This is a genomic window from Caballeronia sp. LZ003 (assembly GCF_031451465.1).
Classification (GTDB): Bacteria; Pseudomonadota; Gammaproteobacteria; order Burkholderiales; family Burkholderiaceae; genus Caballeronia.
On sequence record NZ_JARUXJ010000004.1, the window covers coordinates 988,509 to 1,014,618 of the forward strand.

At 60.0% G+C, this 26,110-nt stretch carries 18 protein-coding genes and 3 pseudogenes; 11 read left to right on the forward strand and 10 right to left on the reverse strand.

The features are described 5' to 3' along the window. Positions 1-97: 97 nt before the first annotated feature. The 3 genes from QCE79_RS28640 (at position 98) to QCE79_RS28650 (ending at position 3,624) form a co-directional block, all read left to right on the forward strand. Positions 98-1,291, forward strand: a complete 1,194-nt coding sequence (locus QCE79_RS28640) for a CaiB/BaiF CoA-transferase family protein (RefSeq protein WP_309849667.1) — start codon at positions 98-100, stop codon at positions 1,289-1,291. Next, positions 1,288-2,220 (forward strand): hydroxymethylglutaryl-CoA lyase, encoded by a 933-nt coding sequence (locus QCE79_RS28645; protein ID WP_309849671.1) that lies wholly within the window; start codon positions 1,288-1,290, stop codon positions 2,218-2,220. Before QCE79_RS28640 ends, QCE79_RS28645 begins: the two co-directional genes overlap by 4 nt. Positions 2,221-2,295: 75 nt before the next feature. Beyond that, the gene (locus QCE79_RS28650) at positions 2,296-3,624 is read left to right on the forward strand and encodes an MFS transporter (RefSeq protein ID WP_309849674.1); all 1,329 of its coding nucleotides are present in this window, start codon (positions 2,296-2,298) and stop codon (positions 3,622-3,624) included. 326 nt (positions 3,625-3,950) lie between these two features. Here QCE79_RS28650 and QCE79_RS28655 read toward each other — a convergent pair whose 3' ends face one another. From QCE79_RS28655 to QCE79_RS28665, 3 genes are all read right to left on the reverse strand, one after another. Beyond that, entirely contained in the window at positions 3,951-5,057 is a 1,107-nt protein-coding gene (locus QCE79_RS28655) for an acetate/propionate family kinase (RefSeq protein ID WP_309849676.1), read from the reverse strand. Between the two features lie 4 nt (positions 5,058-5,061). Beyond that, on the reverse strand, positions 5,062-7,461 hold the full coding sequence (locus tag QCE79_RS28660) for a phosphoketolase family protein (RefSeq protein WP_309849679.1): 2,400 nt from the start codon (positions 7,459-7,461) through the stop codon (positions 5,062-5,064). A gap of 180 nt (positions 7,462-7,641) precedes the next feature. Continuing rightward, complete coding sequence (locus tag QCE79_RS28665; protein WP_309849682.1) at positions 7,642-8,940, reverse strand: hypothetical protein; 1,299 nt, start codon at positions 8,938-8,940, stop codon at positions 7,642-7,644. Positions 8,941-9,063: 123 nt separating this feature from the next. Between QCE79_RS28665 and QCE79_RS28670 the strand changes: the two genes are divergently transcribed. Next, a complete protein-coding gene (locus QCE79_RS28670) occupies positions 9,064-13,527 on the forward strand; it encodes a DEAD/DEAH box helicase (protein ID WP_309849684.1) in 4,464 nt (1,487 codons plus the stop codon). A 159-nt stretch (positions 13,528-13,686) separates the two neighbouring features. Here the strand turns inward: QCE79_RS28670 and QCE79_RS28675 are convergent, their stop codons facing one another. Next, positions 13,687-13,908, reverse strand: coding sequence for a hypothetical protein (locus tag QCE79_RS28675; protein WP_244828340.1), 222 nt, complete (start codon positions 13,906-13,908; stop codon positions 13,687-13,689). 619 nt (positions 13,909-14,527) lie between these two features. Here QCE79_RS28675 and QCE79_RS28680 point away from each other — a divergent pair. Next, positions 14,528-16,672 carry a protein kinase domain-containing protein gene (locus QCE79_RS28680; RefSeq protein ID WP_309849687.1) on the forward strand — a complete coding sequence of 715 codons (2,145 nt, stop codon included), beginning with the start codon at positions 14,528-14,530 and terminating at the stop codon, positions 16,670-16,672. Between the two features lie 51 nt (positions 16,673-16,723). On the opposite strand, the gene phaP is transcribed toward QCE79_RS28680, so the two are convergent. Both phaP and QCE79_RS28690 read right to left on the reverse strand, forming a co-directional pair. Continuing rightward, positions 16,724-17,146, reverse strand: a complete 423-nt coding sequence (gene phaP / locus QCE79_RS28685) for a phasin family protein (protein WP_244828337.1) — start codon at positions 17,144-17,146, stop codon at positions 16,724-16,726. A 482-nt stretch (positions 17,147-17,628) separates the two neighbouring features. Continuing rightward, complete coding sequence (locus QCE79_RS28690) at positions 17,629-18,015, reverse strand: DUF3564 family protein (protein ID WP_309849691.1); 387 nt, start codon at positions 18,013-18,015, stop codon at positions 17,629-17,631. Positions 18,016-18,075: 60 nt separating this feature from the next. On the opposite strand from QCE79_RS28690, the gene QCE79_RS28695 reads away from it, so the two are divergent. Further along, positions 18,076-18,270 carry a hypothetical protein gene (locus QCE79_RS28695; protein WP_309849694.1) on the forward strand — a complete coding sequence of 65 codons (195 nt, stop codon included), beginning with the start codon at positions 18,076-18,078 and terminating at the stop codon, positions 18,268-18,270. A 469-nt stretch (positions 18,271-18,739) separates the two neighbouring features. Here QCE79_RS28695 and QCE79_RS28700 read toward each other — a convergent pair whose 3' ends face one another. The 3 genes from QCE79_RS28700 to QCE79_RS28710 are packed head-to-tail and all read right to left on the reverse strand — an operon-like array spanning position 18,740 to position 21,102. Next, positions 18,740-20,074 carry an ATP-binding protein gene (locus QCE79_RS28700; RefSeq protein WP_309849697.1) on the reverse strand — a complete coding sequence of 445 codons (1,335 nt, stop codon included), beginning with the start codon at positions 20,072-20,074 and terminating at the stop codon, positions 18,740-18,742. Then, entirely contained in the window at positions 20,071-20,784 is a 714-nt protein-coding gene (locus QCE79_RS28705) for a response regulator (RefSeq protein WP_250466845.1), read from the reverse strand. Before QCE79_RS28705 ends, QCE79_RS28700 begins: the two co-directional genes overlap by 4 nt. Positions 20,785-20,796: 12 nt before the next feature. Continuing rightward, the gene (locus QCE79_RS28710; RefSeq protein WP_244828329.1) at positions 20,797-21,102 is read right to left on the reverse strand and encodes an EF-hand domain-containing protein; all 306 of its coding nucleotides are present in this window, start codon (positions 21,100-21,102) and stop codon (positions 20,797-20,799) included. Between the two features lie 239 nt (positions 21,103-21,341). On the opposite strand from QCE79_RS28710, the gene QCE79_RS28715 reads away from it, so the two are divergent. The 4 genes and pseudogenes from QCE79_RS28715 to QCE79_RS39390 all read left to right on the forward strand — a co-directional run. Continuing rightward, positions 21,342-21,671, forward strand: coding sequence for a hypothetical protein (locus tag QCE79_RS28715; RefSeq protein WP_309849700.1), 330 nt, complete (start codon positions 21,342-21,344; stop codon positions 21,669-21,671). A 533-nt stretch (positions 21,672-22,204) separates the two neighbouring features. Next, positions 22,205-22,285: pseudogene (locus QCE79_RS28720) on the forward strand (DUF3303 domain-containing protein); the annotation flags it as partial. 284 nt (positions 22,286-22,569) lie between these two features. After that, positions 22,570-23,406, forward strand: coding sequence for a 3-keto-5-aminohexanoate cleavage protein (locus QCE79_RS28725; protein WP_309849702.1), 837 nt, complete (start codon positions 22,570-22,572; stop codon positions 23,404-23,406). A 644-nt stretch (positions 23,407-24,050) separates the two neighbouring features. Then, a pseudogene (locus tag QCE79_RS39390) lies at positions 24,051-24,179 on the forward strand (ESPR domain-containing protein); the annotation flags it as partial. A gap of 473 nt (positions 24,180-24,652) precedes the next feature. On the opposite strand, the gene QCE79_RS28730 reads toward QCE79_RS39390, so the two are convergent. Then, positions 24,653-25,126, reverse strand: coding sequence for a hypothetical protein (locus QCE79_RS28730; RefSeq protein WP_309849705.1), 474 nt, complete (start codon positions 25,124-25,126; stop codon positions 24,653-24,655). Between the two features lie 79 nt (positions 25,127-25,205). Between QCE79_RS28730 and QCE79_RS39395 the strand changes: the two are divergent. Next, positions 25,206-25,841, forward strand: a pseudogene (locus tag QCE79_RS39395) (hemagglutinin); the annotation flags it as partial. Positions 25,842-26,110: the final 269 nt, after the last annotated feature.

The window sequence follows — 26,110 nt, forward strand, 5'->3', positions numbered from 1 at the left end:
GTCATTCGCGAACGATGCTTGCCAAAATGCGGTTGGACGCGGTCGAGCGTTCGCCAATAAGCTTGTCTCAAGCAAATCATAAATGGAGACAAGCACCATGAGCGGACCCCTCAAGGGCATTCGCGTCATCGAGATCGGCACCCTCATCGCGGCGCCTTTCGCGGCGCGCATGCTGGCCGAATTCGGCGCCGAAGTCATCAAGATCGAAACCCCCAACGGCGGCGATCCGTTGCGCAAATGGCGCAAGCTTCATGAAGGCACGTCACTCTGGTGGTATCTACAGTCGCGCAACAAGAAATCCGTGTGCGTGAATCTCAAGTCGCCGGAAGGCGCGGACGTCATCAAGCGTCTTGCGGCGGATGCGGACGTCGTCGTCGAAAATATGCGGCCGGGCGCGCTCGAAAAGCTTGGCCTTGGCTGGGACGTTTTGCATGCAATCAACCCCAAGCTCACGATGGTACGCATTTCCGGCTACGGTCAGACGGGCCCGTACCGTGACCGGCCGGGCTTCGGCGCAATCGGCGAAGCGATGGGTGGCATTCGGTATACAACCGGCGATGCCGATGGCCTGCCCGCGCGCGTCGGTGTCAGTCTTGGCGACTCACTGGCGTCGCTGCATGGCGTGATCGGCGCGTTGATGTCCCTGTTGCGCGTCAAGACCGGACAAGGCGACGGTCAGGTGGTCGATGTCTCGCTCGTGGAAAGTGTTTTCAACCTGATGGAGAGCCTCGTACCCGAATACGATTTGCTCGGGCATGTACGCGAGCGCAGCGGCGGCGCGCTGCCGGGAATCGCGCCATCGAACACCTATCGGACCGAGGACGGCGGCTTCGTCGTGATCGCAGGCAACAGCGACCCGATCTACAAGCGTCTGATGAACGTGATAGACCGCCCCGATCTCGCCGACGATCCCGCGCTCGCGCACAACGATGGTCGTGTGCGGCAGAGTGCGATGCTCGACGAAGCCATCACGGCGTGGACCACGCATCATGCAATGGACGATGTGCTCGACACACTCGCCGTTGCGGAAGTCCCTGCGGGACGCATCTATTCCGTTGCGGACATCATCGACGATGCGCATTACCAGGCGCGCGATATGTTGCTGCAGGCCGACTTGCCGGGCGGTGCATCGGTGAAGATGCCGGGAATCGTGCCGAAACTGTCGGATACGCCAGGCGAAGTGCGCTGGCAAGGACCGACGCTTGGCGAACATACGCAATCGGTGCTGGAATCGCTCGGCTTCGATGCAAGCGAAGTGCAAAGGCTTCGTGCCGAAGGAGCGGTTCAATGAACGATGATCGTTTGCTCGTTCAGGAAGTCGCGCCGCGCGACGGCTTGCAGATCGAATCGAAATGGGTCGAGACTGCCGACAAGATTGCATTGATCGATGGTCTCTCGGCGTGCGGCTTCACGCGCATCGAAGCGGGCTCGTTTGTATCGCCGAAAGCCATTTCTGCGTTGCGTGATGGCGAGGCCGTGTTCAAGGGCATCGAGCGTCAAGAAGGCGTGATCTATGTCGCGCTGGTGCCGAACGTGAAGGGCGCGCAGCGTGCGCTCGATGCGAACGCCGACGAACTGAACCTCGTGATGTCTGCAAGCCAGACGCACAATCGCGCCAACATGCGCATGAGTTGCGAGGCATCGCTTGAGGGCTTCAGGGGTATCGTCGCGCTCGCGCAAGGTACGAAGGCCATGCTCAATGCAACGGTTGCCACCGCGTTCGGCTGTCCGTTCGAAGGGCATATCGATGAAGACCGCGTGGTGTCGATCGTGCGGGCATATCGCGAGTTGGGTATCGATGGCATCACGCTTGCCGATACGACGGGCATGGCGAATCCGCGACAGGTCGCGCGGCTCGTTACGCGCGTGCTGGAGCAAGTGCCGGCCGGTGCGTTGACGTTGCATTTTCATAATACGCGAGGGCTAGGCCTTGCCAACGTACTCGCCGCATATAACGCAGGCGCACGCCGGTTCGATGCCGCGCTCGGCGGCCTGGGTGGCTGTCCATTTGCGCCGGGTGCATCGGGAAACATCTGTAGCGAAGACCTCGTGAACATGTGCGACGAGATGGGCATACCCACAGGCGTCGATTTGCAGAAGCTCATCACGTTGTCACGCACTTTGCCTGCGCTCGTCGGCCATGACGTGCCGGGACAAGTCGCGAAGGCAGGACGCAACTGCGACCTGCATCCCGTTCCCCATTACGTGCGCGCAATCTGAAATCATCGACGACAAACCATACGACCGGATATCACAAAACAATCCGGCCACTTTGCTTCGAGCAAGGAGACAAACATGAGTGACTTGAGCGTAGGTGCGCCGCGTGAGCAGGCGCTAGGCAATACCGCGGACATCATCCGCAAGGTGGCATGGCGGCTCATGCCGCTCATCATGCTGTGTTATCTGTTCGCGTTCTTCGACCGCATCAATATCAGCTTCGCGAAGTTTCAACTGCAAAGCACGTTGGGTTTCTCCGATACCGCCTACGGTCTCGGCGCGAGTCTCTTCGTGATCGGCTATGTGCTTTTCGAAGTGCCGAGCAACTTGCTGCTCTACAAAGTCGGTGCGCGTCGATGGATAGCGCGCATCATGATTTCATGGGGTATCGCAACGGCGCTGATGGTTTTCGTGCAGACCGAGTGGCAGTTCTATGGCTTGCGCTTCATCATCGGCGCGATGGAAGCGGGCTTTGCGCCAGGCGTGCTTTACTACCTGACGCTGTGGTTTCCGGCGAGCTATCGCGGACGTATCACGTCGCTGCTGTTTCTTGCATCGGCGTTCTCGGGTTTGTTTGGCGCCCCGTTGTCCGGGCTCGTGCTGGGGCATATGAACGGCGTGTTCGGTATCGCCGGATGGCATTGGCTCTTTCTGCTTGGCGGCCTGCCTTGCGTGCTGCTTGGCATCCTCGTTCTGAAGGTGCTGAAAGATCGTATCGACGATGCCGCGTGGCTCACGGGCGCCGAGAAAACTTACCTGAAAAGCCAAATTGCGACGCAGAGCCAACACACGGACTCCGGGCACTCGCTCTTCGGCGCGATCAAGACACCCGGTTTTCTGATGCTCGGACTGATCTACTTTCTGATTCAAGTCGGATCGTACGGTCTCAACTTCTGGGCGCCGCATTTGATTCGCGCCGCCGGGACGGAGAATCCGACGATCATCGGTCTGTTGACGGCGGTGCCTTATATCTGCGGGGCGATCTGCATGGTCGTGGTAGGGCGCATGTCGGATCGCTCCGGCGAGCGGCGCAAGTTCGTTTGTGTATTGCTTCTGATGGCGGCTGCAGGCTTCTTCGCGGCCGGCGTGTTCGACAAGCAGACGGCGTTGTTGATCGCCGCGCTCGGTGTGATGGGTGCGGGCGTGATTGCATCGATTCCGGCGTTCTGGGCGTTGCCGCCCAAGCTATTGACGGGAGCAGGCGCGGCGGGCGGGATCGCGCTTATCAATACGCTTGGACAGCTTGGAGGCATCGTGAGCCCGGTGATGGTCGGACGTATTCGTGATGTCACCGGCAGCACGACGCCTGCGCTGTATGCCATCGGTGCGATGAGCCTGGTTTGCGCGCTGCTGCTCTTGTATGGGCTGCCGCAGTCGTTGCGGCAAAGGGATCATTCGGAGAAATAGGACCAAGGTGGTCCGAGGAAGGTTGAAGAAGCGCCCGGCGATGGTTGTTCACCGGGCGCTTTGCCTATTGCATGCTGCATTCGGTACGTTGAATGCAGAATGGGATTTGTCGACACGTGGCCGTTCTTCACGCTTGGTGCTTTCACGTTGTGCAGCCTTTTGCATGCAAAAGTCAAAGAAACTCGGCGTGCAATAGGATCGTGGTTAGCGCGTTGCGTTGCTTGTACGAGTGCACGCAACGTAAAGATCTACGTCTTGTCCGTTGCACTCTGCATGCAAAATGCCGCCGACCATCCGACGGCACACTGCATGCAAAATGCAACCAGTCACGCATTAAGCAACCGCCGACAATGCCTTGCAATCTGCCGTTCCTCCTCGGTCTCCACCACCCGATGCGAAGCCCCAAGAAACGAAAGCCCATCGAGAACCTGCGCACGAACCGCCTCGCTATGCTCGCCAATTCCTCCGCTGAACACGATCTCATCCAGCCCGCCGAGCAAAGCCGCATACCCGCCGATAGTCTTCCGTATCGCCGTGCAAAACACGTCGATGGCAAGCGTTGCGTTCGCATCGCCGTGATCGCGGCGTTCGATCAGCGTTTGCATATCGTCGTCCGATTCCGATAACGCCTTAAGACCGCTTTGCCGATTCACGAGCGTCTCCAGCGCATCCGCGTCGAGCGATTGCTGGCGCAAGAGATGAATCAGCACACCGGGATCGAGGTCGCCGCTGCGCGTCGCCATCGGAATGCCGCCGGTGGGCGTCATCCCCATCGACGTATCGATTGAATGGCCATTCTGCAACGCGCACAGGCTTGCGCCGCTGCCAAGATGCGCGATGACCGTGCGCGGCTTCAGCTTCGGGCCAAGCGCGTTGACGATGGATTCATACGACAGCCCGTGGAATCCATAACGCATGACACCACGCTCGGCAAACTCTCGCGGTAACGCATAACGCGTCGCGCGCTCCGGCATCGTGCGATGGAATACCGTATCGAAGCATGCAAAATGCGGTATGCCAGTGAAGATGCCCTGCGCTTCGTCGATGAGGGCAAGCGATTGCGGTAGATGCAGCGGCGCAAACGGCACGGCGTCGCGCAACGTGTCCTTGAGCGCGGGTGTAATCTCGCGATGCTCCCGCACATCCGGCCCGCCATGCACAACGCGATGCCCGACCGCTGCAAGCGGTTCGCGCATATGCTCGCGCAGGGCATCGGCGACACGCTGCAACGCGTCGTGCTGCGACTCCATCAGATGGTCCTGCGCGACATCGATCTGCTTGTCAGAAGAACGCATCGTCAAGGAACCGTTGTCGCGGCCGATGCCCTTCGCGCTGCCCGTGAGCCACGCCTCTTCATCGCCGTCGTTCGCCATGAATACACCGAACTTGAGCGAAGACGAGCCGCTATTCAACACGAGAATGCCCTGTGTCATGGTGTCAGTCCTTCCATGTCCACTCGCGGATCTCGTCGCGGTCAATACCTTCCGCATGGGCATACTGCACGCTCTCGATGATCTGATTCTTGAGCCACTCCTTCGTATGCGAGGCGGTATCGGAAATTCGATCCACGCGGTCGATCACATCGATGGCAAGCGAGAAACGATCGACGCCATTGATGATCGCAAGCTCGAACGGCGTGTTGATGTTGCCGCGCTCGCAGTAACCATGCACGTGCAGATTGTCGTGATTCGTGCGGTTGTACGTGAGTTTGTGCACGAGCGACGCATAGGAATGGAAGTTGAAGATGACCGGTTTATCACGCGTGAAAATGGAGTCGAAGTCGCGATCGGAAAGACCATGCGGATGGTCCGTATCCGGCATCAGCCTGAAAAGGTCGACGACATTGACAAAGCGTATCTTCAGATCGGGGCATTGCGCCTTCAAAATTTCGACGGCGGCGAGCGCTTCCATGGTCGCGATATCGCCCGCGCTGGCAATCACCACGTCGGGCTCGTGGCCCTTATCCGTCGATGCCCAATCCCAGATGCCAATGCCCTTCGCGCAATGCACGATGGCATCTTCCATGTTCAGATACTGCAGATGCGGCTGCTTGTCCGCGACGATCACGTTCACGTAATCGTGCGAGCGCAAGCAATGATCCGCGACGCTCAACAGGCAATTCGCGTCGGGCGGCAGATAAATTCGCACGACACCCGGGCTTTTGTTCGTGACGACATCGAGAAAGCCAGGATCCTGATGCGTGAAGCCGTTATGGTCCTGCCGCCATACCAGTGACGTGATCAACAAATTGATCGATGGCACCGGCGCGCGCCACGCAATCTCATTCTTTGCTTTTTCGAGCCACTTTGCGTGCTGATTGAACATGGAGTCGATCACGTGCACGAAGGCTTCGTAGGTCGCGAAAAGACCGTGGCGACCGGTCAACACATAGCCTTCGAACCAGCCTTCGAGCGTGTGTTCGGAGAGCATCTCCATCACGCGGCCATCGACGGAAAGGAAGCCGCCGTCTGCATCTTCGGGCAGCGTTTGCGCAAGCCAGCGCTTGCCCGAAACTTCATATACGCCGTCGAGTTTATTGCTCGCGGTTTCGTCCGGACCGAATAGACGGAAGCGCGTCATGTTGCGACGGATCACTTCGCGCAGATAAATGGCGAGCACGGCCGTTGGCGACTGATACGTCCCGGCCGCGCTTTTGAATTCGAATGCAAAATCACGAATGTCGGGTAGATCGAGCGATTGCCGCAACACGCCGCCGTTTGCATGCGGATTCGCGCTGATGCGGCGCGCGCCTTCCGGCGCGAGTTCGCGCAGCGGCTCGATCAGCCGGCCGTTCTCGTCGAACAACTCCTCGGGCTTGTAACTGCGCATCCAGGTTTCGAGTACCTGCAGATTTTTGCGATTGGTCGCCGGATCGGCCACTGGCACCTGATGCGAGCGCCAGAAATTTTCGACCTTGTGACCATCCACTTCTTTCGGACCGGTCCAGCCTTTCGGCGAACGCAGCACGATCATCGGCCAGCGCGGACGCTCCACCTTTTCCTTGCTCGCGCGCGCACGCTCTTGAATTGCGCGAATCTCGCCGATGCAATGTTCCAGCGTCGCCGCCATCTTCTGATGCATGGTGTCGGGGTCGTCGCCCTCGACGAAATAGGGCGTGTAGCCGTAGCCCTTGAAGAGCGCTTCGAGCTCCTCGTGGGGAATGCGCGCAAGGATGGTCGGATTGGCGATCTTGTAGCCGTTCAGATGCAAGACCGGCAGCACGGCGCCGTCGGTTATCGGATTGAGGAACTTGTTCGAATGCCAGGACGTGGCGAGCGGTCCGGTTTCGGCTTCGCCGTCGCCGACCATCGTGGCGACGATCAGATCGGGATTGTCGAAGGCTGCGCCGAACGAATGCGACAAGCTATAGCCGAGCTCGCCGCCTTCGTGAATCGATCCTGGTGTTTCTGGCGTGCAATGCGAGCCGATGCCGCCCGGCGAAGAGAAGGCGCGAAAAAGCCGCTGCATGCCGTGTTCATCGGCGCTGCGATCGGGATAGATTTCCGAGTAATGGCCTTCGAGGTAAGAGTTGGAAAGCGTGGCGGGCGCGCCGTGTCCAGGGCCCGAGACGAACATGACGTTGAGATCGTCGCGCTTGATGAGACGGTTTAAATGCACCCATACGAACGATTGCCCCGGGTCCGAGCCCCAGTGGCCGAGCAAACGCCGTTTGATGTGTTCGGGCTTGAGGGGTTCGCGCAGCAACGGATTCGCGCGCAAATAAATCATGCCGACCGAAAGATAATTGCAGGCTCGCCAATATGCGTCGAGCTTACGCAGGAGGTCGGTGGAAAGAGGCGTCTCGGTTGCTGTCCTGCCTTGGACGTCGTCGTTCAATTGCATCTCCTTGCGGTGAAGTGAGAAATCGAGCGTCGGGATACGGCCTGGCGCGTGTACTTGCCATGTTCGAGCTTTATTGTTGCGCTTTAGTTGCAGCGCCGTGCGGGAGTGTGACGCGATGCCGCGAACATCATACTTGGGTTCGCCAGATGATGTCCGCAAGCATGCAGAGGCAGGTTAATCGCGGGCGGATTGCCTGAGATCGTAGTCCATCAGCAGCGCTTTATGGGTTTCCCATATGCCGATGTAATGCACCATGAAGCTCGTCGGCCGCTGATAGATCCAGGGTGTGTTGAAGTCGATAAGACTGGCTACCTGCGTTGCGTCGAAGTCGGGGCGCGCGGAAAATTCGGCGTTGAAATAATATTGGTCGCCCTTATTTGCGTAGACAGTGGATTTGTCGTCGATGCAATTGCACGCTTCGAGTATGCGATGAAGCGAATCGTAATTACGTTGCGTGCGCTTGAGTCCCATGATGCCGGAATTGAAGCGCCAATAGCCGATATCGCGTGCAAACACCGCTTCCTTGTCGTGCATGATGGATTCGAGCGGCCGGTTCATGTCCTTGAAGAGCACGTCGGCGTCGACCCAGAAAATCCATTCGTGATTCGGGAGGGTTTCGCGCAGTAAGGCGGCCTTGAGCCAATTCCCCGAAGTTTTACCGTCGTTCAGATGCGCGGGAATTCCGCGGTGCACGTAAAGTGTATAGCCGTGGCGCTCGCAGTATCGCGTGAAATTGGCTTCGGGAATACGGCCGTAAATCGCGATGTTCGGCGTGTATAGCGTCACTATCGCGACCGACCGATTCGGCTGTCGAATACTGACGGCGGATGTATCGGTAATGCCGGTGTCGTTTAGCGAAAGCAGTGGCAGGCCGCGCGTCTGGCAGTCGTTGATATGTTCGAGGAGCGCATTGCGGAATCGCCGATGATGCTTCTGGTCACAAATTTTGACCGAGAAAGCAGACCAGTGCGCCCAGACGCTCTCGACGTTGGTGGAGGCGGGCACGACAGCCATGACATCACCCACGCGGTACCGCGACGGACAATACGCAAATGCCTGCAAGAGGAGCGCTTCTTCCTTCGGAAGCACGACGCCATTGCGGCATCGCGTGACTATCTCGAACAACTCACGCATGACGTGCTCGGTCTTGCGCCAAATTTGCATGTCGAGTTGCGGCAGATCGGACTCGATGCAGGTTAGAAGCCAGTCGCGGCCCTGCATGAGTTCCGGCAGAGCGAGCGGCCTGAGAATCGCGGCATTCTCGTTCAACAGCAAGACGAGTTCGTCCTCATTCGCCAAGCCGAGCTGATGCAGCAGCGTTTCGTATTTGATGATCCAGCGTGTTTCGTCGCTGCAGCCGCTGATCTCGGACATATCGATTTCGATGTGCCGATAACCATGCCCGCGCGCATAACGCCGATGATTGGCAAGCGCGGCAGGCGCATGGTCGAAAAGCAGACTGATGACGATCATAAGACGTAGAAATGGCCAGAAGCGCGGAGCCGTAAGGATCAGTGACAGCCTACCTTTCTCGCATGGGATTCGTCCGAAAAAGCCTGATAAACGCAGTTTCAAAACCCCTCATACAATGACTGCATGACCCGCACCGACGCCCTGAAGGGCTTTCATCCCGCCGTCGTCAACTGGTTTCGCGCGCATTTCGAAACGCCGACCGCCGCGCAGGCGCGCGCGTGGCCGCTCATCCACGCGCGCCGTTCCACGCTCGTGGCTGCGCCAACTGGCTCGGGCAAGACGCTGACGGCCTTTCTCGCCGCGCTCGATGAACTCGTGCGCGAAGGCGTGGAAAGCGCGGCAAGCGGCAAAGTGCTGCCCGACGAGACGCGCGTGGTGTATGTGTCGCCGCTCAAGGCCTTGTCCAACGACATTCGCGTAAATCTGGAAGAGCCGCTTGCGGGCATTGCGCGCGAGCTTGGCCCCGACGCGCCGCTGATACGCGCCGCCGTGCGCACGGGCGACACGACCCAGCAGGAACGCAGCGCCATGCGAAAGCGCGCGCCGCATATTCTCGTGACGACGCCTGAATCGCTTTACGTGCTGCTTTCGTCCGATTCCGGCCGGGCGATGCTTTCGACCACGCGCACGGTGATCGTCGATGAAATCCATGCCGTGGCGGGCAGCAAGCGCGGCTCGCATCTGAGTCTGAGCCTCGAACGGCTGGATGCGTTGTGCGAGGCGCGCGGCGCGGCGCGGCCGGTGCGCGTCGGTTTGTCGGCGACGCAAAAGCCGATCGAGCTCGTCGCGAAGTTTCTCGCGGGCGTCGGAAAGCCGTGCGAGATCGTGGATGTCGGTCACGTCCGTGCCCGCGATCTCGCCCTCGAAATGCCGCCGATGCCGCTCGAAGCGATCATGTCGAACGACATGTGGGAGCGCGTCTATGACCGGCTGGCCGAGCTTTCCGGCATGCATCGCACGACGCTCGTCTTCGTCAATACGCGGCGCATGGCTGAGCGCGCGGCGCGGCATCTGACCGAGCGCCTTGGCCGGGACGCGGTCGCGGCGCATCACGGTAGCCTTGCGCGCGAGCAGCGGCTTTCCGCCGAACAGCGCCTGAAGCGCGGCGAATTGCGTGTGTTGATCGCGACGGCATCGCTGGAATTGGGTATCGATATCGGCGATGTCGATCTCGTCTGCCAACTCGGCTCGCCAGGATCGATCGGCGCATTCTTGCAGCGCGTCGGGCGCTCGGGGCATCACGTCGGCGGCGTGCCGAAAGGGCGGCTCTTTCCGACTTCGCGCGACGACCTGATCGAGTGCGCGGCCTTGCTCGATTGCGTGAGGCGTGGCGAACTCGACGCGCTTTCCATTCCGCGCGCGCCGCTCGACGTGCTCGCACAGCAAATCACGGCGGAGGTCGCCTGTCGCGAATGGGGCGAGGATGAATTGTTCGAGCTGATCGGGCGTGCGTATCCGTACGCGACGCTCGAGCGCGCCCGCTTCGACGAAGTGGTGCGCACGCTCGCCGAAGGCTATACGGGGCGGCAGGGCGTGCGCGCGTCGTATGTTCATCGGGATGCGGTGAGCCGCACGTTGCGCGGACGGCGCGGCGGCAAGCTGACGGCCGTGACTTCCGGCGGCGCGATTCCCGACAACGCCGACTTCGCCGTGCTGCTGGAGCCGCAGGGCTTGCAGATCGGCACGGTGAACGAGGACTTCGCGGTCGAGAGTCTGGCTGGAGACATCTTTCAGTTAGGTAATACGTCGTACAGGATCATGCGGATCGAAGGTGGCCGGGTGCGAGTGGAGAACGCGAATGGTCAGCCGCCGAACATTCCGTTCTGGCTTGGAGAGGCGCCGGGGCGCAGCAGTGAGCTTTCCTTCGCGATCGCGCGGTTGCGGGCGGGGGTGGATGCGCGGTTGGCGGGTGTCGGGGCCAAGGGCGCGAAGGATTTAAGCCTCGCGCATGGCGCCATTGACGCGAACGCGGCGAACGCGGCGAAGGACGCGCGCAACGCCGACAGCGCGAAAGACGCACTTAGCGACTCGCTAGCTCCCACCATCGCATGGCTCGCCGATGAAACCGAAGGCATCGGCGCCGATGCCGCGCGTCAGATCGTCGAATATCTCGCACGCGCACGCGCCGCGCTGACCGTGCTTCCGACCCAGGACACGCTCGTCATGGAGCGTTTCTTCGACGAGTCCGGCGGCATGCAACTCGTGATTCACGCGCCGTTCGGCAGCCGCGTCAATCGCGCGTGGGGTCTCGCGTTGCGCAAGCGTTTCTGCCGCACCTTCAATTTCGAACTGCAGGCGGCGGCGACGGAGGATGCCATCGTCCTGTCGCTCACGGGCAGCCACAGCTTCGCGCTCGATGAAGTCTGGCGTTATCTGAAATCGGCAAGCGCGGAACATGTGCTGATCCAGGCGCTGCTGGACGCACCGCTTTTCGGCGTGCGCTGGCGCTGGAACGCGACCAACGCGCTCGCCTTGCCGCGCTATTCGGGCGGCCGCAAAGTCGCACCGCAGTTGCAGCGCATGCGAAGCGAGGACTTGCTCGCCGCCGTTTTCCCGGATCAGGTCGCGTGCGCGGAAAACATCGCGGGCGAGCGTGAGGTTCCGCGGCATCCGCTGGTCGAGCAGACTCTCGACGACTGTCTGCACGAAGCGATGGACAGCGAGGCTTGGCTTGCACTTTTGCGTCGTATCGAAACGGGCGATGTGCGGCTCGTCACGCGCGAGTTGCCCGCGCCGTCGCCGCTTGCCGCCGAGATTTTGTCGGCGCGGCCGTATGCTTTTCTGGACGACGCCCCGCTCGAAGAGCGCCGCACGCAGGCTGTCTTGGCGCGCCGCTGGACCGATCCGCAATCGACCGATGATCTCGGCGCGCTCGATGCCGACGCTATCGAAAGCGTGCGCGCGGAAGCCTGGCCTGCGGTGACGAGCGCCGATGAGATGCACGAAGCGCTGACCGGTCTCGCGTGCATCGCGCATGGCGAGGCGGCGCGTTGCGACGGCTGGCCAGCGTGGCTCGACGCGCTCGCACGCGCCGGGCGTGCAACGCGCTTGCAGATTGCGCAGCACGACGCGCTGTGGATCGCCGTGGAGCGGCTTGCCTGCCTGCGCGCGGTCTATACGCATGCGCCGATGCATCCCGCACTGCAGCCGCCGCCCGGTTTCGACCATGCCTGGACTGAAGACGACGCGCTCGTCGAGATCGTCCGCGCGCGGCTTTCGGGATTCGGTCCGCTGACGGTGCCGGAAATTGCGCGTCCGCTTGCGTTGCCTGCGTCGAGCGTGGCTTCGGCGTTGACGCGTCTGGAAGCCGAAGGCTATGTGATGCGTGGCCGCTTCACGCCCACGGCTAAAGACGAGGAATGGTGCGAGCGGCATCTGCTGGCGCGGATTCATCGCTACACGGTGCGGCGTTTGCGTCGCGAAATCGAACCCGTGGAGCGGCAGGATTTCATGCGTTTCCTGTTCGAATGGCAACGCGTCGCGCCGGATTCTCACGGCGAAGGCCGCGATGCGCTTCTCGGCGTGCTCGAACAGCTCGAAGGTTTCGAGGCGCCCGCCGTGGCGTGGGAGGATGACATCCTGCCGGCGCGCATCGCCGATTACTCGGGCATGTGGCTCGACGAGGCTTGCCGTGCGGGCAAGATCGTGTGGACGCGTCCGGCCGGCCGTGCGCGCGCGACGGGTGGCCCGGTGCGCGGCACGCCGATCGTGCTGCTGCCGCGTCGCCATCTGGGGGCATGGAATACGCTGATGCGCCCCGACGAAGCGCCGCAGCTGTCGTCGCGCGCGCAACGCGTGTTCGAGGCCTTGAGCACGCACGGCGCGATGTTCTTCGACGAACTTCTCGCCGATGTACGGCTCCTGCGCACGGAACTCGAAGACGGGCTCGGCGAACTAGTCGCGCTGGGCCTCGTCAACGCGGACAGTTTCGCGGGCTTGCGCGCGCTTCTGGCGCCGGCCGCCAAGCGCAATGTGTTCGCGCGGCGGCAGCGTCGCGGCGGGCTTTTCATCGGCGGGATGGACGATGCGGGCCGCTGGGCGCTCTTGCGTCGAGCCAATTCCAACGACGATGCGGACATCGAGCACGTCGCGCTTGCGCTGTTGCGCCGGTATGGTGTCGTGTTCTGGCGACTGCTCGAACGCGAAGCGCAGTGGCTGCCGCCGTGGCGCGATTTGCTGCGTGTCTATCATCGGCTCGAAGCGCGTGGCGAGATTCGCGGCGGGCGCTTTGTTGCAGGCCTCGCGGGTGAGCAGTTTGCATTGCCGGATGCGGTGCCGCTGTTGCGTGACGTGCGCAGGCGGGCGAAAGAGGGCGCGCTCGTCGCGCTTGGCGCGGTCGATCCGCTGAACCTCGTGGGCACGTTGCTGCCGGGCGAGAAGGTGCCGGCGATTGCGGGCAATCGCGTGTTGTTTCTGGATGGCTTGCCGGTTGGGGCGGTCGTGGCCGGTAAGACGCGATATCTCGGCGATTTCGATGGCGATACACGCGAACGTATCAGGCTTGCGCTTGTGAAGCGGAGCGGGCGGTCGATCGGTACGCCATTGACGGGCGGAATGGGCATGATCGGGATGACGGTGCGTAGTTGACGCACCGCCCGCTGGCATTTTGCATGCATGACGCAGCGCGGTGGCATTTTGTATTACGACCACCGTGCCTCGCGTTTGCTGCTTGCTTCAATGCATAAGCAGCACACTAATCGTTCACCCCGCGAACATCGACGGACGTAAGCGTCGTGTCCTCAAACGCTACTTCTTCGACACGATCTTGGTCGTGAATGGCCCAGGCTTTTCAGCGGGCACATCGTTCACCGGCACGCCTGGATAATCGACCACGCGATTTGCGTTCGCTTTCGGCCTGATACGAAAGAGCGGACGGGCACCGCTGCGTGCGCCGCCCGTGATCGCGGTCATTGCCTGACGGTCCAACTCGATGCTGTCCGCGAGATCCTTGATTTTGACGATGGCCATGACTGTGTCCTCCAAAAAAGTGAGAAGCCTGAAGCCGCGCCGATCCCGGTCAGATGCGGCGCGTCGAACTTACCTTGCATGCAGCATGCACATTCGACCAACGCAGAACGCATTAAGTATATGCATTTCGTCTGACGCTGCCACGCAAGGCTACTCGTGCCGCCGCGACCGTTTCATTCTGACCGGATGTGCCAAGCGGCAAGACGGCGGAGGGGTGTCACCCTTGGCCGTTTGTATGATGCATGCGTGATTCACTGAATGCACCATGCCTGATCGAGAGTGCAACGTCGTAGCCTTTCCGGTCATGTCATGCATCAGGTATGCCAGTCGAACGCCTTGGCATGAACGAATCGACGGACCCCATGTGTGACGTGCTTTACGCAGCGACGAGCCGCTTGGCCAACCGCGCGCAATAAGACGCAAAAGCCTGTACCTGACTTAACCGAACCAACACCCGAACCAAACATGTCGGTATCCGAACGACATGTGCGCGATGCCGCGCATCATCGAAAACGCCATTTGCGTAAGGCGCATGCGGAGGCTAGTATCAAGCGATTACTGGGTATTTGTTACGACAAGTGAATTGTCGGTCGATTTGGAGCCGCGTCGCGTCGCACAGATGACAAGCTTTGCGCAAGCGATTCGTACATATCGGGGCGACGGCGGGTCGCGCGACGAGTTCTTTGCCGGGGTCGATGGCGCGCTCGCCATCGAACGAACTCCGGCCAAGCGGCTCATGGAGATCCTCGACGAGGAGCACGCGGCTCGGCCTCTGCCACCCGATATCTACGTTGCCATTCGACGCCGCATCGAACATGTGGCGCTCGCTCATCCCGAAACAGAGTTCGGCACCGGCTTCGCGCCCGGCCGCGACGAGACACGCATGCAGACCACGCCGGGTTTCCCGGCGCCTTTGCCGCCGCGCGCATCGGGCGACGCGAGCGCATCGACGTCCGGCCACGCCACGCAGGTGCTCACGGAAGTCGTTCAGGTCAAGGGTGTCGGCGACACGCTTAACAATCGCTTCGTGCTGGAAGAATGTCTCGGCATCGGCGGGATGGGAACGGTCTACAAAGCGCTCGATCTGCGCAAGCTGGAAGCGTCGGATCGACGGCCGTACGTGGCGATCAAGGTTCTCAATCTTCAATTTCGCGGCAACCCGAAATCGCTGATCGCACTGCAGCGCGAGGCGCGCAAGGCGCAGCAACTCGCGCATCGCAACATCGTGACCGTGTACGATTTCGATCGCGATGGCTCGATCGTCTATCTGACGATGGAATATCTTTCCGGCCAGCCGCTTTCAAGAATGCTTCGGAACCCGAACTTCAAGGGTCTGCCGTTTGCCGAAATGTTTCCGATCTTCAAGGGCATGGCGAACGCGCTCGCATACGCGCACGAGCGAGGCTTCGTCCATTGCGATTTCAAGCCGCCGAACGTTTTTCTCACCGATACGGCGGAAGTGAAGGTGATCGACTTTGGCATTTCGCGTGTAATCACGCGCCCCGAGGACGAAAGCGAGGCCACGGTCTTCGATCCCGGCAGCCTGGGCGCGCTCACGCCTGCCTATGCAAGTCCGGAGATGCTCGAGCATCGCGAGCCCGATCCGCGTGACGATATCTACGCGCTTGGCTGTATAGCGTACGAATTGCTGGCGGGGAAGCATCCGTTCGAGCGCGTTCCCGCGCTGCAGGCAAAGAGCGCCAACATGAAGCCGCAGCGGCCCGAGAATCTGGGCAACAAGCAGTGGAAGGCGCTCAAGGGCGCGCTGGCGTTCGAACGCGAGGCGCGAACGCCGAGCGTCACGCAGTTCCTGGATGAGCTTAGCGAACCGCCTGCCGCTGCGCCCGCAAGCAATAAACCGAAGCGCGAAGGCGGCCCCAGGATTGCGATCGGAGCCGTAGCAGTTGCGGCGATGATTGCTGCCGGCGCGGGCTATTACTTCTTCGAGCAGTCAAAAAACAGCGAACAAGCGCCACCCTCGAACGCGAGCGCAAGTCCGGTCGAACCAGTAAGACCGTCGAGCGCCGAACCCCAAGCGAGCGCGTCGGTGGTCGCGATCACGCCTGCCGTTCCCGTCGCCGCCGCGCCGCAGCTTACGATGGCCGCGGTCACGCCGGTGCTGGCGAGCGCGCCGTGTTCGGCGCTCGTCGCATCGGTTCACGATCAGACGGTCGATGTGCAGGGTTTCATATCGGAGAAATACGGGCTCGCGCGTTTAAAGGACACGCTTGGACGCGTGCCCGGCGTGAAGACCACCAACTTCGGCGTGCAGCAAGTCGTCGACGACAAATGCGATCTGCTCAAAGTCTTCGCGCCTTACTGGACGGCGAACCGGCAGTTGGGACATCCGGCATCGGTCCATACGCGGTCGAACCAGTTGCGCCTGACCGAAGGCGATCCGCTGATCGTCGATCTGATGACGCCCGCGTTCGAGTCCTACGTCACAGTCGATTACTTCATGCTCGACGGCAGCGTGGTGCATTTGCTGCCGACCGAAAGATCCCGCGACAACCAGGCGCCTGCAAACTACGCGGCCACACTCGGCTCGATGGGCGATTGGGTCGTCGGCAAGCCGTTCGGCTCGGAGATGATCGTATTGACCGTGACGCCCGCGCCGCTCTTCGATGCCATCCGCCCGGACAGCGAAGCGAAGAGCGAATATCTGCGCGCACTCGACAAGCGTCTTACGGCGCTCACCGGCAAATACGGACGCGATAAAGTCGTCGTGGACATGTTCCAGATCACGACGCAGGCGAAGAAGTGAGCGTCGCCACGTAAGCGACGGCTCACCGGACCGTTAGCTGATCTCGCGCGATCAAGCTTGTGGTTTGTTGACCGACGCCTTCAGTTCCTGCAACGCATCCTCCATGCGCTTCGTGACGAGCGCATAGGCTTCGGCCTGCGTCTGCTGCGTGGTGCGGGCGATGTCCTGCATATCGGCGAGCGCATTGTGCAATGCCCGTTGCACGACTTCGTTGGCGTTGAACGGCGGTTTCGCGGCCGACGATGCCATTTGCTTGGCGATATCCTCCAGATCGCCCAGCGTGCGCCGCAAGATTTCAAGTTGCTTGTCGCGCAAGGCCTCGATGCCGCCGAACGCAACGCGATTGGTGGCCGCGAGCGCCTCGACGTCTTTGCGTCGCGATTCCATGATCGCGGTGACATCGAAACCGGGAAGCTGATACTGCTGAAACATGGCGGCAAACTGGCTGAACGGATCGCTGAATTTCTGATTCATCTTGCCTCCCAGGTCGTTCGGTGGAGCGCGTTCTCATGCATGGAGCCATTCGATCGCGCGGCAACGTGCGCCGTGTGCCACGTCTTCTCGACGCGCGGCCCGGCCCCTGATACTACCAATTTAACCGTGCTAAATGGGGCAAGGGAAAACACCAGAGCGATTGCATTCAAACGACCAACTGTCGGGATGCTTAATGCAAATCAAGGCGCGTCGCGTCGCAGCGAGCACGCAATAGAGCAACGGTTGAAAGGCCGCGCGACTGGCGGCCCGGATCAGAGGTGAGGAAGGGGCGTTACGACGGTCCGCGTGGTCTTCGTTTAGTTGGCCGGCGCGGCACGGGCATGGTGTTCGACCGCCACGCAGTTTTCCAATTACCACGCGATAGCGATAGCGATTGCGATTTGCACGACAGTCTTCGTCATGGCGCTCATGCCGCTACCGAACGGCGACCCATTATCTTCGAGATGTCGTGCCTGCCCGCTTCAGAGCGCGGTCCAGTTGACCTCCTCGCCAGCGAATACGCCGTGCTCCGCCTTGATCTGCGCGCGGTCGATACATTGCACATGCCAGCGTCCCTCGCTCTGTGTGCCGGATTGATCGGTGTACCAGAGCGCGCGTCCGGCGAGCCCTTCGGGCGGACCGCCCGGTACGTCGAAATCGAGTTGTTCGAGCACGCAGATCGGTTGCGGCGCATCCTGCCCGCAGATCACGGTGTCGCCCGCGCCTTTGGTCAGACCGCCCCAATCAGGCACGTCCATCGATTGGTGACCTTCGCGTGACCAGCGGCTGGATTCTCTGTCGAGCCACAAAATGGCGTAGGCGGCCGATTGAGCGCCTTCGAATCCATCCAGCTTGACGGTGATACGCATGACTTCCTCCATTACATCGATTTGGCGGACGGGACGCTCGAGCGCTTATTCGCGCTGGCCATGAGCGTCTTCGATTTGAACGGTGGCGTTGCGCGCCACGCTGTAATACGTGTCTTTGCTATTTTTGTATTCGGTACGCACTTAAACACTCGCGGGTTTAGGCGCAATGTCTGGTTCGAGCGCGATACTGGCGATCGGTTCGATAAGCCGAAAGAAATCGCAAATCGGTCGGTGCTGTATGGCTCCACGCCATGAGTGCTGCGGCGCACAACAACGCGGTCAACTTAAAGCAAGTGCGATGCCGACCTCAGCTCCTGCACGGTGGTGAAGCTTAGTACGCCAATCTGACGCTTCGGAGGCATGGCAGCACTTTTGCATTGTCGATGAATGCACTACCTTGTCAGCCCGCGCCCCAACAGCATGCCTGCATGCCCCACACCGGACTTACACGCCAAACACTCTCATTGCACTGCAGCAACTCAGATTCGCTATGGGTATGCGGTCGACAATATGCGCGGTCCATCCATTCAGATTGATAGCGTCTTCAAGTTGGAGCGTCGATGGCAACCGGCTGACGATTTTTGATTCAAGGGATGTAGGCGCGAGCCATAGGCACCCGCAGGCAGTTTGATATTTCGTCCTGCTGCGCGACCGTTTCATCTTACGAGAACAGTATGGGCTCACCGGAGAACGAATGCAAAATACTATAAGCCGCGCATGAATTTTAAATACCAAGCGGCAAGACAATGCACGCCTCAGCGCCACCACCATCGCGTGCCCGCAAAACTAGCGTTCCGCCGTGCTGCCGAGCGATGCGCTCTACGATCGCCAGACCCAATCCCGTGCCTTTTGGCTGCGCCTCGCCGCCGCCGCGCTTGAACGGCTGTTTGAGCGCTTCCGGGTCCTGACCGCCAAGCCCCTTGCCGCGATCCGCGATCACAATGCATGCAGCATGCAATCGCGTATCGGTCCAGCTACGCACTTCGAGTCCGACGACGCCATAGAGTATGGCGTTCTGCATCAGATTCATCAGTACGCGCATCATGCCGATGGGACGGAAGGCGAACGGCTCTATGGGCTCGAGCGTAAGCGCGAACTCCTGGCCAAGGCCCGCAAAATCCGCTGCCAGATTCGAGATCAATGCGTTTATGTCTCCCACGACCGGCGCTTCCTTGGCACCGCTCCCTGCATAGTCCATGAACTGCTGGAGGATGCTGTCGATCCGATCCAGATAACCTTCCGCCGATGCCGTGAAGTGAGCGTCCGCCGCACTCGCCGAGGACATTGCCATCGCAAGGCGCAGCTTCGTCATCGGGGTGCGGATGTCATGCGAAATACCAGCGAGCATCAGTGCTCGCGTGGCGTCCGCTTCGCTCAGGGCAGCGCTCATTTGGTTGAACGCGCGACTAACCTGGGCAATCTCGGTGGGGCCGTCTATCGGCAAGACGCCGGGTTCATCGCCGGCAGAGAGGCGCCGCGCGGCATCGGCGAGGTGTTCGAGCGGGCGATTCAAATGCCGCTGGATCAAATACGCGGTCGCGATTGCGAGCGCCCCAAGGCCGAGCGATAGCAGCAGGGCCGTGGCGAGGCCGTCGTCGTGCGCGGCTTCCGGCACGGGCAGGGCGACCCAGCGTGGCTCGCCGGACAGATGCGCACGTATCCAGAGGCGCTGCTGGCCATCCGCCGCCGTCGCGCCGCTTTCCCAGCGCACTAGCATGTCTGGCGGCAGATGCGCTCGCAAACTATCGATGAAAGTCTGACGCTGATACGTGCGATAGAAGCGCAAGCGCGACTCTTCGGGCGTCTCGCGCGCGTCCTTGGGCAGGGCGGCGCGCACTTCGAGATGAGCGGCGATGGAATTCGATGCTTGCGGCGGGCTTGCTTTCAGAAGGGTATCGAGCGTCTCGATGTAGGCCGCGAATGTGGTCGCCGCCCGTTCGATGCGCGGCGTCTGAATGAAATGGAGCAGCACGGCGAGCGCGCATACCTGACTCACCGCCACCAGCGCCACGAGCAAAAGAATATTGCGTGCAAAAAGGGACCGCGGCGCGAGGCTCACGTTTCCACGTCCGCAAGCAACATATAGCCGACGCCCCATACCGTCTTGATGAAACGCGGCTTGCCCGGATCTTCCTCGATGAGCTGGCGCAGACGCAGCACCTGGACATCGATGCTGCGATCGAGTGCATCGTGATCGCGTCCGCGCGTGCGGGCGATGAGGTTGTCACGACTCACGGCGCGGTTCGGTGACGATCCAAGTGCATGCAATAACTGCATCTGCGCGGAATGCATTTCGAATGCATTACCGCTGCGCGTAATCTGCTGCTTGCCGAGATCGAGCCGAAACTCGCCGAAACGCAGTACTTGCGAGGTGAGCGTGGGATCGCCCGCTGCAATCTTCTGACGGCGCAGCAGCGCTCGCACGCGCGCCACCAGTTCCTGCGGCAGGAAGGGCTTGGCGAGATAGTCGTCGGCGCCTGTCTCCAGGCCGACGACCTTGTCCACCGGATCGCCCTTGGCCGTCAGCATGAGAATGGGCAGCGTGTGTCCTTCGGTGCGCAGACGCCGGCATATCGAAAGGCCGTCTTCCGGCTCCATCATCCAGTCGAGCACGAGCAGGTCGTATGGTTCGCGTTGCAGATAGCGGTCGAGCCGCTTGCCGTTTTCCACGACCCGCACCTCGAAGCCTTGCGATGTGAGGAAACGTTGCAGCATGTTGCGCAGTTCGGCTTCGTCGTCGAGCACGATGATTTTCGGAAGTGCTTCCATCGGCCATCTCCGTTAGCGTTGCGCGGCATGCTGATGCATGAAGGCTTCGATCTGCGGCAGCGTCACGTAGCCGGCTTTTTGCGTGTCGATTTCGTCAAAATGTCGAGCCACCATCGGCATGCTGGACGATGCTTGCGCGCGCGTAAGCTTGCCGTCGTGCGTGGTGTTGGCGCTTGCGAAGCGCGTCTGCAGACCGTGCATGACCTGCTCGATATGCGGACTTGCGCCCATTGGCTGCGTGGCGGTTTGTGCGAAGACCGCCGTGGCGATTGTGAAGCCGAGAATGCCGGCCACGCACGCTCGTGGAATCTTTTGCATGTCGGTTCTCCGTGAATTCGATGCAGCCAGACAGTGACGACATTTTATTGAGCCGCGTAGCGAAGGCAATCTCGGGGAAACGACGAATCATGTCGCGATGTGTCATGCATCGCCCGGCAAGTCTTTCTCGACATCCAGTGAAACATGTTTGCGCTCACGTTTTTCGCGGTCGTTCGATATCGTTCTGCTGGCCGGCATTGCTGGTCGCCGCCTTCCTCTCAAGACTCAAGGACATCGCCATGAAAGTTCGTCTGCTCAGTATCTCCGCTCTTGCCGCCCTTGCCCTCACTTGCGCAGGGAGCGCATGGGCGGGAACTTCAGTCGTCGTTTCGTATGCTGCGCCCGCGGTGATTTACGCGCCACCGCCGCGCCCGGTTTATTACTACGCGCCTCCGCCTGCTCCGACTTATTACGTGCCAGGACATGCGGTGGTTGTGACGCCCGTCGCGGTGCCGCCGCCGCGTACGGTCGTAGTGGCGGCGCCCGCGCCGACCTATGTCGTGGCGCCGGCCGTGCGCGTGATCTATGCGCCGCCGGTTTATCGCCCGCCTGTCGTCATCGTTCGATAGGCGCATTGGATTTTGAATGCCAATGGGCCGTTGCACTTCGTCTGTGCCAAGTGCTTTGGTGGCGTTTGGTTCCCTTGAGCCGCTCGTGCGCCGCGTCAATTTGCATTCTGCATTTGGTCGATTGAATGCAGCATACGCATTCAATCGACCGTTTGAAGGTCACGGGCAAATTCACTGCGAGCGGTTATGCACCGGCACTGATTAGCCGCACTAGACGTTTTTTGCAGTCTCGCACTGTGTGACACACAATTCGCAAATTCCAAGCGAGAGCGCCAAATGCGATTTTGCATGCCATATGCGGCGTCGCGGCATACAAAAGGCAACGTCACATCGATAGCTAGCAAATGCCGCCTTCTATACTGTATGTAAGCGTCAGGGCGTCTACTGGCGGAGGCGGCTATCGGATTTTTTTGCCGTTGTCTTGGCATTCTCGAGGTCGGGGCGAATACGCGACCTATCGTGAACTGACGGCATTTTGCCGGAAACAAATGACCTCGAAGGAGCGCTTACTATGAACACGCGGTTCGCCGCCGCAAGGCGTGCGATTGTCGGGGCGCTGGCACGCAGTTGGCTCGGTAAGGGGTGTCGCCATCTGCGAATGCGACAGTTACTAATCGCTCAGGCAAAAAGCGCAAGACCGGGCTCGCTTGCTTCGCGCGATTGATGGCCGGCGATTACCGACTGGTAGTCCGGCAAGACGCTCGCAGGCCCAGAAGCGACAATCGCTCCACTGTCGGAGTCAGAAAAAGCACGAACGTGAGATCGATTGGGTCCATAAGAATAAGGGTTTGCGCGGCTTGCAACGGTTCGTACGATCCAGCAACATATTAAACGTACTAGTTAGTTAAAATTAACCGAACCGCCGGCGACTAGATCGGCGCCTCACAGGAGCACGAACGTGACGCAATCGCCTACAACTGATCCTTGCATCATCTCGGTCGCCATCACGGGCTCGGTACCGAAGAAAAAAGATAATCCCGCTGTGCCAACCACGATTCCCGAGCAGATCGAAAGCACGCACGAAGCCTATGAAGCCGGTGCGACGCTGGTTCATCTGCACGTACGCGATGAAGACGAGAAATCGAGCTCGGATCGTCACCGCTTCGAAGAATTGCAGGACGGCATCCGCAAACACTGTCCGGACATCATCATTCAGTTTTCGACAGGTGGACGCGGCCGATCTTTCGAGCAGCGTGGGGCGATGCTCGATCTGAAACCCGACATGGCTTCGTTGGCGACGGGTTCGGTGAATTTCCCGACCATCGTGTACGAAAATCCGCCAGACTTCGTGCGTTCGCTCGCGCAAACCATGCTCGACCACGATGTAAAGCCCGAGATCGAGATCTTCGATCTGGCGATGCTCTACAGCACTTATGACCTCGTCAACCAAGGTTTGCTCAAGTCGCCGGTTCACGTGCAGTTCGTACTTGGTGTAAAGAATGCATTACCGGCGCGTCGCGAAATCCTCGAGTTCGAAGTGGAGCAGTTGGACAAACTCTTGCCCGACGCGACATGGACGGCTGCGGGAATCGGCCGGCATCAACTCGAAGTGAATCACTGGACGCTGGAACTCGGCGGCCACTGCCGCACGGGTCTGGAGGACAACGTGCGTTGGGACAAAGACACGCTCGCCAAGAGCAATGCGCAACTGGTGAGCCGCGTGGCGTCGCTGTGCGCGGAGTATGGCCGGCCGGTGGCGAGCGCGAAGGAGGCGCGGCAGTTGTTGTCTCTTTGAAGTTTCAATTGCTTGAAAGGGCGCGTCGACGAGAAATCGCGACGCGCTTTTTTTTTACTGTCTCGCTCGCTAATCGCAAATTTTTATGCGATGTCGTCGCTTATGTTTGACGATTAAACGGTCCCGCGCGTGCAGCGTCGCTCACCGCGTGGCCTGCGTACTGGTAACGCTTTCCAATACACACGAGTTCAGTTTTATTTTCCTGTCCGCCGGCTTTTATATTGCCTTATGGCCAATGAATAGTCATATCGCCTGCTACATCTTCTTCGTATTTATACATCGCTGATTTTCGGCAAATACATCGTTCAGTACATTCAGATATTCGATGCATTTTTAAGACTTTCTGAATGGAAAAAACGCTTCGATAAGACAAAAATCCAAGCGTGGATAGAGACTTCTTGCCGCGCGATTGAGGAATGTCAGAGGCTCCATGTCCTGGTGACACTCTGACATGCGTGATTAGGTTTTGGAAACCTAAATAATCGAAGCTCTGACGGTTATTGCTTCTTCATGTTTATCCGATGGTCCAAAGCCAAGCGGTCGACGTCGCTTTGGTCAAGCGCCATGTTGCTCATTGCGAGCACGTCCGTCGTATCGGAATCACGAAGAAAAAGAATTTCAACTTGCACTCGAAGAAGGTTTTGATGAATAAGACGTATCGCGTGGTATGGAGTCAGGCATCCGAAAGCTGGATTGCCGCAGCGGAAAATGCGCGGACCAAAAGCAAGCGCGGCCGAACGAACGCAGCAGTGTTGGCGGTGTTCGCACTCGCTGCGGGCAGCGCGCAGGCGGGGAGTGGGTATTCCGTCGGTGTGTTATCGGACGGATACACGCCGGCCAGTTGCCTGAGTGACCAAGGCGCAGGCGTGGTGCAAACATCTACCGTTGCTTGCGATGGCACAAACCATCCGGGAGCTGGGCTGGTCGCGTACACGACAAGCGGGGGAATGGGAGCCTACGCGGTAGCCGTGGACCCCAACACGCTCGTCATGGGGGCCGGAGGAGCGACCCTCATGACGATGACTGCGGGCACAGTATCAATTGGTGCCGGGACAATGTTCGACATGGGCTACAACAAGGTTCAGAACATGGCGCCGGGCGCATTGACGGCGGGCAGTCGTGACGGTGTGACGGGTGTTCAGTTATACCTGGCCCTTTCGACGACCGCGTCGAGTCTAGGCGGTGGGGCTTCGATGAGCGGCGCAAGTATCTCTCCCCCGTCTTATCCAGTAGCCGGAACGACCTATCATGACGTAGGCGGGGCGATCAACGGGCTGAACACGCAGGTCGGCTCTTTATCGACGACAGTCAGTTCGGTGTCGACAACGGTTGCTTCCCTTTCCACCACCGTAGATTCGGTTTCCACTGGTCTCAATTCGTTATCCACGACGGTTTCGACGACGGCCACTTCCTTGTCGACGAGCGTGGACTCGTTATCGACGTCGACTTCAAGTACTTTGAACTCGCTGTCTACCTCTTCATCGACGGCGGTGACTTCACTGTCCACGACCGTCGATTCAGTATCGACGAGCGTCACTTCCCTGTCCACGGGTGTCGACTCGCTCTCGACCTCGGTTTCCACGGGGATGAACTCGCTGTCGACCGGATTGACCTCGGTGTCGACTACCGTCGACTCACTGTCGACAAACGTCGGTTCGCTGTCCACCGGTCTCAACACGTTGTCAAGTTCGACATCGACTGCCGTAGGATCGCTGTCCACGGGTCTCGCGAACTCGGTTCAGTATGACAACGCAAGCCATGACTCCGTCACGCTGGGCGGTGTCGCCGCGCCTTCCGAAGTGAAGCTGACCAACGTCGCCAAAGGCGATGTAACAAACTCAAGCACGGACGCCATCAACGGTAGTCAGTTGTATTCGCTTTCGACGTCTGCTTCAACGGGCCTCGACTCGCTCTCGACCTCGGCTTCGTCGAGCGTAGCCTCCTTGTCGACCTCCGTTTCGACCACGACCACCTCGTTATCGACAAGTATCGATTCCTTGTCGACGTCGGCTTCGACCACTGTAGGCTCGCTGTCCACCTCGGCCTCGACCGCGGTAACCTCACTGTCTACAACTGTCGATTCAGTGTCGACGAGCGTGAACTCGCTGTCTACGGGCGTCGACTCTCTTTCGACTTCGGTTTCCACGGGCGTGACCTCGCTGTCAACCGGGTTGACTGCAGTGTCGAGCACGGTCAACTCGCTGTCGACTAACGTCGGCTCGCTCTCCACGAGTGTGGACACGCTGTCCATCTCGACTTCGACCGCTGTCGGATCGCTGTCGACGGGTCTCGCGAACTCGGTTCAATACGACAACGCAAGCCATGACTCGGTCACCCTGGGCGGTGTCGGCGCCTCTGAAGTGAAGCTGACCAACATAGCCAAGGGCGATGTAACAGACTCGAGCACGGACGCCATCAACGGCAGCCAACTGTACTCGCTTTCGACGTCGGCTTCGACCGGCCTTAACTCGCTTTCGACTTCCGCTTCGACGAGCGTCGCTTCGCTTTCGACGAGCATCGATTCCGTGTCGACAAGTGTTGGATCATTGTCCACAACTGTCGATTCTGTGTCGACTGGCGTCAATTCGCTGTCCACGAGCTTCGACACGCTTTCGGCTTCAGTATCGACGACCACGGGCTCCATCTCGACCAGCGTCGAATCGCTTTCGGCTTCCACTTCGACCTCTGTCAATTCGCTGTCTAC